Origin of the sequence: Pseudoflavonifractor phocaeensis, from assembly GCF_016901955.1 — a bacterium.
Taxonomy (GTDB): domain Bacteria; phylum Bacillota; class Clostridia; order Oscillospirales; family Oscillospiraceae; genus Flavonifractor; species Flavonifractor phocaeensis_A.
This window is the reverse complement of record NZ_JACJLC010000112.1, coordinates 1-7,713: the sequence shown is the minus strand read 5'-3', so window position 1 is coordinate 7,713 and position 7,713 is coordinate 1. Positions and strand designations below refer to the sequence as shown.

Genomic DNA, 7,713 nt, shown 5'->3' with positions numbered 1-7,713 from the left:
AAACGCCGTAAATATTTGGAGACCTCTGATTGCAAATAAACGAACCCGGTAGGATTGCAAGTCCTACCGGGTTTTGACTGTATACGGGTGGTTATTGAGCGCTTACGGAGATTTGACGGTTACTAAACATCTGCTAACGCTACAGCGCCAACCCGAGAAATGGGTTGGCGCTGTAGTGATCTTTATAGTTCCTCTGTCTAAAAGGTTGTGTATCCCTCGTAATAGTAGCTGTGGCCAATGCCTTTCATATACACCTCGCGGTTGTCGATTTCTGTAGTTAATGTATTTCGGATCAAATATTTGATCTCAATATCTCGAATCGGGCCGCGCTCCATGGCCAAAAGATAGTCCTCCTTATCGATTTTGGCCAAGCTGCACTGTTTGAGCGGGTGTACGCAAGAGATTTGATGGATACTCTTATACCGTTAAAAGAAACAGTTTATCATAGTATTTTAACAACGGATGATCTGTTGGCAATTCATCTATCCAAGTTTCGATATCACGGCAAAGTTTTTCAAGATCTTCTTTAAAGTCTTTTGGATTCTTTTGACCTGATATGAATTGCTCTGCTTGTGCCTCTAATTCACCAATTATATCCGTTGGTTCATTTTCTTCCGTTCTCTCTGATTCTTTGGCAGTTGTTGGTTCACAAGTATCCTCCGCAGTACGATCGCTGCTCTCCCACGCTTTCTTGGCATTATTAGCCATGTCAACCGCAAGTGTCCAACCGACAGCTTCTGTAACACCTCCAGCAACGGCGGCAGAAACGCCCCAGCCAAAAACCGGGATTAGTTTTACCAGATTTCTGCCAACGAAAGTAGCAGCAACCGCACCAATCAAACCTTTAGCAGCTGATTCTGTTATTTTTCGATCAAAAATATTTCCTAATGCGATAACCATAGAAACCTGAACTGTGGTAATGGGTACGGCATCTACCACAGGAATCGGAACTGCCCCAGCCGCAGCGCTTGCGGCGGCTGCCGTATGTATGGCTACACTGCACTTCGTAAGTTGATTGGAACTCATGAGACGAGCAGCCTCGGCCTTTTTTTCAGCAATTACTTTTTTATAATCATTTGCCACTATATTCACCCCTTAGACCTCCACATATTGATTATCCAAGCTACGTACATACTTGCCCAATTCAATAATGATACCGTTCAGGGTGTTTATATTTACATCCTTATTTGTAAACACATCAGGATAACCAAGTTTTAGTTCTTCGGTGTTACCATCGGCAGAATACTTAATATCATTATAGTAAACGGTATCACGAATGTTGTTCTTATCAACTACTGCAATGCCGTCCGTGCAGAAAATGAGGTCAAAATCTTTTTTGGTTTTATCATCCAGTATGGCAAATGCCTTTTGCCGAACCAAGTAGAGATAACCATTTTGGATGCGCAGCTTATCATTGCCGAGATAGGAATTGAATGCGATGCCATCATCCATTAAGTAAATACTAACACAATCGGGGTTTCGGATCAATTCTCCCATGTTGTCCTGAATAATTTTTTCCATGTGCTTACGCATTTTTTCGCTGTTTTGATTGCTTCGCTTCTCACCAAGAAGTTCGTCATCAAACGATACGATGTGGGAATACACTATGGGTTCCTGCGATGTTTCTTTATACATATGCAAATATTGCTCCGGCGCAGGAAGCGTATGCCGTTCACAGAACTCGCTCAACTCACGGTCGAGCTTGTCAATGGACTCGTATTCGGAAACTGCATCGATTACATCATCAATATGGGTTTTCAGCCTTCCATAGAAATCCTCTGTAAAATATGGATAGGAATAGTTGCGAACCAACTTCTTGTAATCCTCAAAACTAAAATTGAGCTCATTCAGCTTGGTTTGAAACAAGGTCAATTCCGGCCGGGCCAACCGTAATCTCCTCTCAATCAGACGAATCAAGCCATCGTGCTCATTTAGGTCTCTGAAGCAGGATAACTCTTCGATTCCTGCCACTGTTTCATTTAAAATATCAGTAAAACCGATTCTAAATCCGCGCTCTTTTAAGCGGCTAATATACTCTGCCTTGGCCTTGCTGTCCAGAATCTTTTTTGCTGCTTCTTCTCTGTGAGCATTGGCTGCACTTGTATTGCCATAATAGGTATCGCGGCGTTCAGGTGGAACATCTTCTGGAGCTGGAATAACAGAATTGAATTTTATAATCATTCTTTTTGCGTAGGCATCCAAAGTATTTCGGTAAGCCTTCTTTAAAATTGCCTTCTGGGTAAGCATAAACTTTTCTTCAAGCAATTTGTCTTGATTGCCGTCGGGTAAGCCCTCCGGCATCGGATAGAGATAAAGTGGGTCAACCTGTGTTTTTAATATGTTATAGTGGGCAAAGGCTGCCGAGTCTTTGCCTGACAGATATTTGCTGACATAGAGGCGACTCAAAATCTTTGCGTTGGCAACAGTGTTGTACTCTTCATTGACAAGTATCTTTAACAGCCTGGCCGCATCATCACTTTTTCCAACTTTGAGATAAGAAATAGCACACAGCTGTATAATATCGAAGGAATTTGGAGACAGATGTTCGGCCAATTTCAGTAAACCGTATATTTTTTCTCTGTCTGGCTGATTCTCGTTCCAGAGGAGATCAACATATTCCAAAGCACAGGAAGCCGCAAGCTGATCTTCTCGCAGAATGTGATTTTGGGTCAATGTATAGAAATGCTCGTAATGATTTTTTGCCAATTCACCGTATTCTTTTGCAATAGAGGAATCCTTATCATACGCTTGCATTTCTTCCCCAGTATTCTTTTTGTTTTGTTGCAGCCTTTTCCGGGCCTCCTCCGCAATGACGTTGGCAGTATGGCCATAGAAATACCAAAATGGCGGATAGGCAACAAACCTATTGGATATTGCCTCCAGGCGTGCATATTTTCTATATTCATTTGTGTCAAGCAAAATGTTGTTATATTGCTCGATTTGCTTTTCTGTAAGCCGCCACTCATCATCAAAATCATATTCATCCGCCAGGCGCCATGCAGTTGTGAATAATTCTCTCTTCAGCGCGTTGAATTGTTCAATAGCAGTGATTTGAAGTTCGATTTCGGCATCTTCTTTCGCTATTCCGGCATTGGCTTTTTCTCTGCGATAGTTCATATATCCAGATCCAATCTGCGTTGCAAGCGAAAATGCGATAGCAATCGGATTCCCTGATATAATAACGCTGAAATTCGGTATGGCAGACCAGATGGCATTCTTTAACTGCTCCTGATACCTTTTCTCAATTTGAGCTTTTTTGATATTCTGAATGCGGAAAAATGTAATGACATTCAAAAGCTCACTTAGGATACGAAGCAGGGCTTCGTCCTTTGGCATTTCTTTCAGATTCAGATTATTTAAGATGGCATCGTATTCCTGCTCCAAAATATAGGAGTCATTATAGTCCACGATTTGCGATACCGAAACGGTACACATATTCAGAGCATAGGCGGCCTTACGCTTTTCTTCATGGCTATGCCTTTCGTGGCTGACACCCGCAACATTGCTGGTCATATTCTTCTTCCTCCCTGCATAGTGCAAAATAGTATATTGCGGTAGCTGCAATTTTTGGTTCTTAAACCATGGTACCAAAGGATTTATCGAAAACTCAATTCAACAACAATAGGGACATGATCCGATACCTTGTTGTAATACTGCTCGAATCGTTCTTCCTCTTGCTTTCCAACATCGCCTTTTGCGTGAACCGCGTCAACTCTGTTCCAGCTTTTAACAATTCTTTTTGTCCTTTCATTATAGGAAAAGTGATCGTAATTATTTGCATAATCGCTTTTGCTTAACGTCGTTTTATCACTTTGAACGGTATATATTACCTCACATCCTGGTTCAAAACTGGTCAAAGGCTGCCCGTTGGGTGAAAAAAATGCAGTATCCTTTAATACGGCTTTCCCAATTCCGCTGGACTCCAAATTGAGATTATAATCTCCCAATATCAGCGTATAGGGAACCGTTGGTTCCACATCTTTTCTATAATCGCTAATTTTTTTATAAACGCTGCCTGCAAGCACATCAAATTCGTGCTGCCTGAGAGCAATTGCACCACCATCAAAGTCCGTTTTCATAAGATCATCAGACGGTTTCCCAAAAATGATATGGGTTGTAATAAGGCGAAGCTCAATTTTGGTTCTTTTTATTTTGAAGCGGCCATAAAGAGGATCGCGAGCCAGCCTTAGTGCTCCGCTGCCGAAATTTGTTTTATAATTTCTGAAAATGCGGGGATTGTTTGGAACATCCATAAGTTCAATTTTTTTGCTATTCCAAAGAAATGCATATCCTTCGCCCCGACTGTCCTTGCCCAAGTAAGGATAAAACTTAGAACTTGTCTTTGGATCTCCCCAAAATGAATCCCATTGCTGGCCTAACCGTCCAATCAACGATTTCTCGATGGCCGTTTTTTGTGCCATTTTGTTCTGCACGGGAACGCCAGAGATTGGCCTCCCTGCTGCCAGTACTTCCTGCATGGCGACAATATCGAAATTTTCCTCTTTAATGATCGCAGCAATTCGATTTAAATCTTTATCCGTTGCCAATGAAAAGTTTTTCATGTTAAAAGATGCGATTCGATAACTCATTCCGCCGCCTCCTCGATGTAAAGCCCCTGGCTTCTCAGCCACATCTCGATCCCTTTCCCGAACACCTCTGCCTCCACAGTCCAGCCCTCCTCGTCTTTGGACAATATTTTCGCTGTGGGAAGCCGATCCAGCACGGCCTCGATGGACGGCCCGGTGTACTTGAACCTAATGCGCTCCAGCTTTCCGCCGTACATAAACTGCACCCGCTTGCGGAATTCTCCCTCCTGGAAACGGTCTTTATAAGGAACGCTGAAGTGCTCATCCAGAACCTTGAAGGACTTGATCCGGTCAATGCGGTAGATGGTAGGGAACAGGTCGTCTGGGTTATCAAATGTGGTCTTGTCCTCCAAGAAAGCTGTCAGGTAGAAGTAATATTCGGAGAACATGATACCCACCGGCTGTATACGCCGACGAACCAATTTAGGCTCCTTCATCCTCGTATACTCAATCTCCATTACCCGGTGCTCCTGCACCGCCTGGCCGATCTCCCACAGACCGGGGAGAATATGCTGTCCATGGTGAGGTTCCACATAGTGATATTTTTCGTTGGCCAGCAGCTCCGCCACCGCCCGCTTACTCCGCGCCGGCACGCAGCAGGAGATGAGCTTGTCCAGGATGGGCAGCATTTCGTCCCGGCGCATGGAGCGGCTTTCCAGCAGGATCTTACATACCGCCAGAATTTCGCTGTTATTGAGCAGAGGCAAAACGGGCTGTTCCAGCCGATAGCCTCTTTCCTGCTTGTCATAGACGATATCCTGTCGAAGCCCTTGTTCGGCAAAAAAACAGCGCAACGACTCCATATCACGCTGAATGCTCCTCTCCGTGACATGAAATTGCCGCGCCAATTCTTTTTTCGAGAGAACATCACCGCTGACTAAACGTGAGTAGATCTGCAGCAAACGCTCTGACTTCAAAGATCCTCCGTCCATAAGCTCCTCCATGAATAACCATGTGCTGACAAGCATATATTACTATCTAAAAAATATAATAATATATTTATCAACTCATGTCAATTTTTGTCACGATTCGCTACCATAGGTACATATGGAGGAATCGACTATGAAATCCATCTACGCCGAACAATACCGCCAAATCGGGTTGAAGATTGCCTACTACCGAAAGCTCCGAGGACTGACCCAAGAGGAACTTGCGGAGCAAGTCGGTTTAACCCCTGCCTATATCGGACATCTGGAGGCCCCCAACATCTCCAAAGCACTATCCTTAGACACCCTGTTTGATATTGCTGCAGTTCTGGATGTGGCCCCTCAAAAATTTCTGGCCTTTGAGGACTGATGTTACGCCTATTATAGCATATATCATAGACAGTGGTTGACACTCTTATCCTTTTTCTGACTATTTTGTTTTTGAAGTGACACGACAACATTTCCATGGGTTTGAGCAGCCCCGAGCCATTCCAAGGCTGTTTTTGCTCAAACGCCGATCTGTGCATTCTCCAGGTCGCACCCTTAGCCCCTATTCTTAAATACAAAGAAACGCTGACGGGGATTTTTCTTGCTGAGTCCGCCCTTCCCTGCCCCGGTTATCTGCTCGATGCCGGATGTTGACAACAACAGATGAGTGTCGGGCCAGAAGGAAACGGGGTCATGTCGCAGAATTGACATGTTGCACAAGCCTGTCATTGCGAGCCAGTGCTCACACTGGCATGGCAATCCGTTTTTTTAGCAAAAGGAGACGCCTCGCTGATGTGGTGGATGATGGGATGGGTCACGCATTCACCCTGGACAAGCTGGTGAACACGACGGGCAGCAACCTCTGTTTTCGCCTATTAGAGCCGAAGCTGGGGATGCATCTGATCCGGAAGAAATCCCGTATTTTTTCGAAGGTGGCTGAGGTGTTTCTGGATCACCTGTAGGAAGAGCTGCGCCCGCTTCGGAAAGATTAGGGCCAGAGCAGCCGGAAGAAACAAAAGAATACCGCACGCTGAACATCTACAGATCTCAGCGGGCGGTATTGGATCAATCGGACTGCCGGTGGTCCCACTCTTTTTTCAGAATGGCATACTGCACGGTATTTTCATACCGGGGCGTGCCGTCGGGATTGTTCACGAAGGAGATGAATTCCAGGAACACGCCTTCCCGTCGCATACCCAGTTTCTCGCAAAGGTGCTGACTGGCAAGGTTGTAGTCCTCGGTGTAGGCATAATGCGCCTTGCCTTCTTTTGGGAAAAAAGATAGTCAAAGAAGGCATGGGCCGCCTCGAAGGCGTACCCTTTCCCCTGGTAGTTCTCATTCAGCATCCAGCAGGGGCTGAAGGTATCCCGCACGGCGTCCTCACCTGCGTGGGGTTCGCCCGTCTCCGGGTATGCGTCGATCTCTCCGATTACCTTGCCGCCGTCCTTCAGGGTGATGGCAAAATAGTATTCCACCTCATCGAGCCGCTTTTTCATCTCCGCCCTGGCCTCGTCCAGGGAGTGCAGCTTCATACTGGCAAAGCAGTTGACCACTGGCTCTTTCAGATATTCGTAAACGTCCGCCGCATCCGTCTCCAGAAAGGGGCGCAGAATCAGCCGTTTTGTTTCAATCACCATACTTTGCTACCTCCATCAAATAAAACTATGGTATGGCGGCACCTGTTTCTACAGGGTTGTTTTCACCAAAGCACTCCACACATTTGGATCATCCGGGCAGCTCCATGTTTACGGGATTTATACGGCGTTATTCCAAGCGATTTTCGAAACACTTTGACCAGATAGCTTTGATCATTATAACAGACGGCCGGGGCAATGTCACAGACTAACCTACGCTCAGCTAACAGCTGTATACTACGCTGAATCCGCGGATTTTCAGATAAGCCATAAATTTAGCGGGAAAGAATATGCGGCAGACTGGGCAAAAGGACACATAGCAGTTCCTGACTGGGCGGCTCAACATTGGTATGTCGGCTGGCACAAGAGTGGATAAGCTGCTGCCGCCGTGAATGCCCCCCACCCCCCAGGGGATCCTAATATGTGACCAAAGCGGCCTATGTGGTGCTGGGTATCTCCATGGATGGCCAGAAGGATATCCTGGGCGTGTGGATCGGGGCGCATGAGAGCAGCAAATTTTGGCTGAATGTGCTGAATGACCTCAAAAGCCGGGGTGTTTTGGACGTCTATCTGTTCTGC

8 protein-coding genes and 2 pseudogenes are annotated in these 7,713 nt (G+C 45.6%); 3 read left to right on the top strand and 7 right to left on the bottom strand.

Going from position 1 to position 7,713, the window contains the following annotated elements; genetic code table 11:
- Positions 1–197: 197 nt before the first annotated feature.
- The 5 genes and pseudogenes from H6B51_RS15510 to H6B51_RS15490 all read right to left on the bottom strand — a co-directional run.
- A pseudogene (locus H6B51_RS15510) lies at positions 198–368 on the bottom strand (protein adenylyltransferase Fic); the annotation flags it as partial.
- A gap of 49 nt (positions 369–417) precedes the next feature.
- Positions 418–1,092, bottom strand: coding sequence for a DUF697 domain-containing protein (locus H6B51_RS15505; protein ID WP_204884537.1), 675 nt, complete (start codon positions 1,090–1,092; stop codon positions 418–420).
- Between the two features lie 3 nt (positions 1,093–1,095).
- Positions 1,096–3,513: a hypothetical protein gene (locus tag H6B51_RS15500; RefSeq protein ID WP_204884536.1), complete on the bottom strand. Its 2,418-nt coding sequence runs from the start codon at positions 3,511–3,513 to the stop codon at positions 1,096–1,098.
- A gap of 83 nt (positions 3,514–3,596) precedes the next feature.
- A complete protein-coding gene (locus tag H6B51_RS15495; RefSeq protein ID WP_204884535.1) occupies positions 3,597–4,589 on the bottom strand; it encodes an exonuclease/endonuclease/phosphatase family protein in 993 nt (330 codons plus the stop codon).
- On the bottom strand, positions 4,586–5,518 hold the full coding sequence (locus tag H6B51_RS15490; protein ID WP_204884534.1) for a helix-turn-helix transcriptional regulator: 933 nt from the start codon (positions 5,516–5,518) through the stop codon (positions 4,586–4,588). The genes H6B51_RS15495 and H6B51_RS15490 overlap by 4 nt, the downstream gene beginning before the upstream one ends.
- Before the next feature lie 130 nt (positions 5,519–5,648).
- Here H6B51_RS15490 and H6B51_RS15485 point away from each other — a divergent pair, with 130 nt between their 5' ends.
- Both H6B51_RS15485 and H6B51_RS15480 read left to right on the top strand, forming a co-directional pair.
- Positions 5,649–5,882 (top strand): helix-turn-helix domain-containing protein, encoded by a 234-nt coding sequence (locus H6B51_RS15485; RefSeq protein WP_204884533.1) that lies wholly within the window; start codon positions 5,649–5,651, stop codon positions 5,880–5,882.
- Positions 5,883–6,294: 412 nt separating this feature from the next.
- Entirely contained in the window at positions 6,295–6,462 is a 168-nt protein-coding gene (locus tag H6B51_RS15480; protein ID WP_204884532.1) for a hypothetical protein, read from the top strand.
- 103 nt (positions 6,463–6,565) lie between these two features.
- Here H6B51_RS15480 and H6B51_RS18195 read toward each other — a convergent pair whose 3' ends face one another.
- Positions 6,566–6,694 (bottom strand): hypothetical protein, encoded by a 129-nt coding sequence (locus H6B51_RS18195; protein ID WP_275967550.1) that lies wholly within the window; start codon positions 6,692–6,694, stop codon positions 6,566–6,568.
- Positions 6,652–7,137, bottom strand: a complete 486-nt coding sequence (locus H6B51_RS15475) for a GNAT family N-acetyltransferase (RefSeq protein WP_243421356.1) — start codon at positions 7,135–7,137, stop codon at positions 6,652–6,654. Before H6B51_RS15475 ends, H6B51_RS18195 begins: the two co-directional genes overlap by 43 nt.
- A 420-nt stretch (positions 7,138–7,557) precedes the next feature.
- On the opposite strand from H6B51_RS15475, the pseudogene H6B51_RS15470 reads away from it, so the two are divergent.
- A pseudogene (locus H6B51_RS15470) lies at positions 7,558–7,713 on the top strand (transposase); the annotation flags it as partial.

What these genes read in the sequence shown, in the direction of transcription:
- H6B51_RS15500 (WP_204884536.1), bottom strand. Translation starts at nt 3,513, where the DNA reads ATGACCAGCAATGTTGCGGGTGTCAGCCACGAAAGGCATAGCCATGAA.
- H6B51_RS15495 (WP_204884535.1), bottom strand. Translation starts at nt 4,589, where the DNA reads ATGAGTTATCGAATCGCATCTTTTAACATGAAAAACTTTTCATTGGCA.
- H6B51_RS15490 (WP_204884534.1), bottom strand. Translation starts at nt 5,518, where the DNA reads ATGGACGGAGGATCTTTGAAGTCAGAGCGTTTGCTGCAGATCTACTCA.
- H6B51_RS15485 (WP_204884533.1), top strand. Translation starts at nt 5,649, where the DNA reads ATGAAATCCATCTACGCCGAACAATACCGCCAAATCGGGTTGAAGATT.
- H6B51_RS18195 (WP_275967550.1), bottom strand. Translation starts at nt 6,694, where the DNA reads ATGCGACGGGAAGGCGTGTTCCTGGAATTCATCTCCTTCGTGAACAAT.
- H6B51_RS15475 (WP_243421356.1), bottom strand. Translation starts at nt 7,137, where the DNA reads ATGGTGATTGAAACAAAACGGCTGATTCTGCGCCCCTTTCTGGAGACG.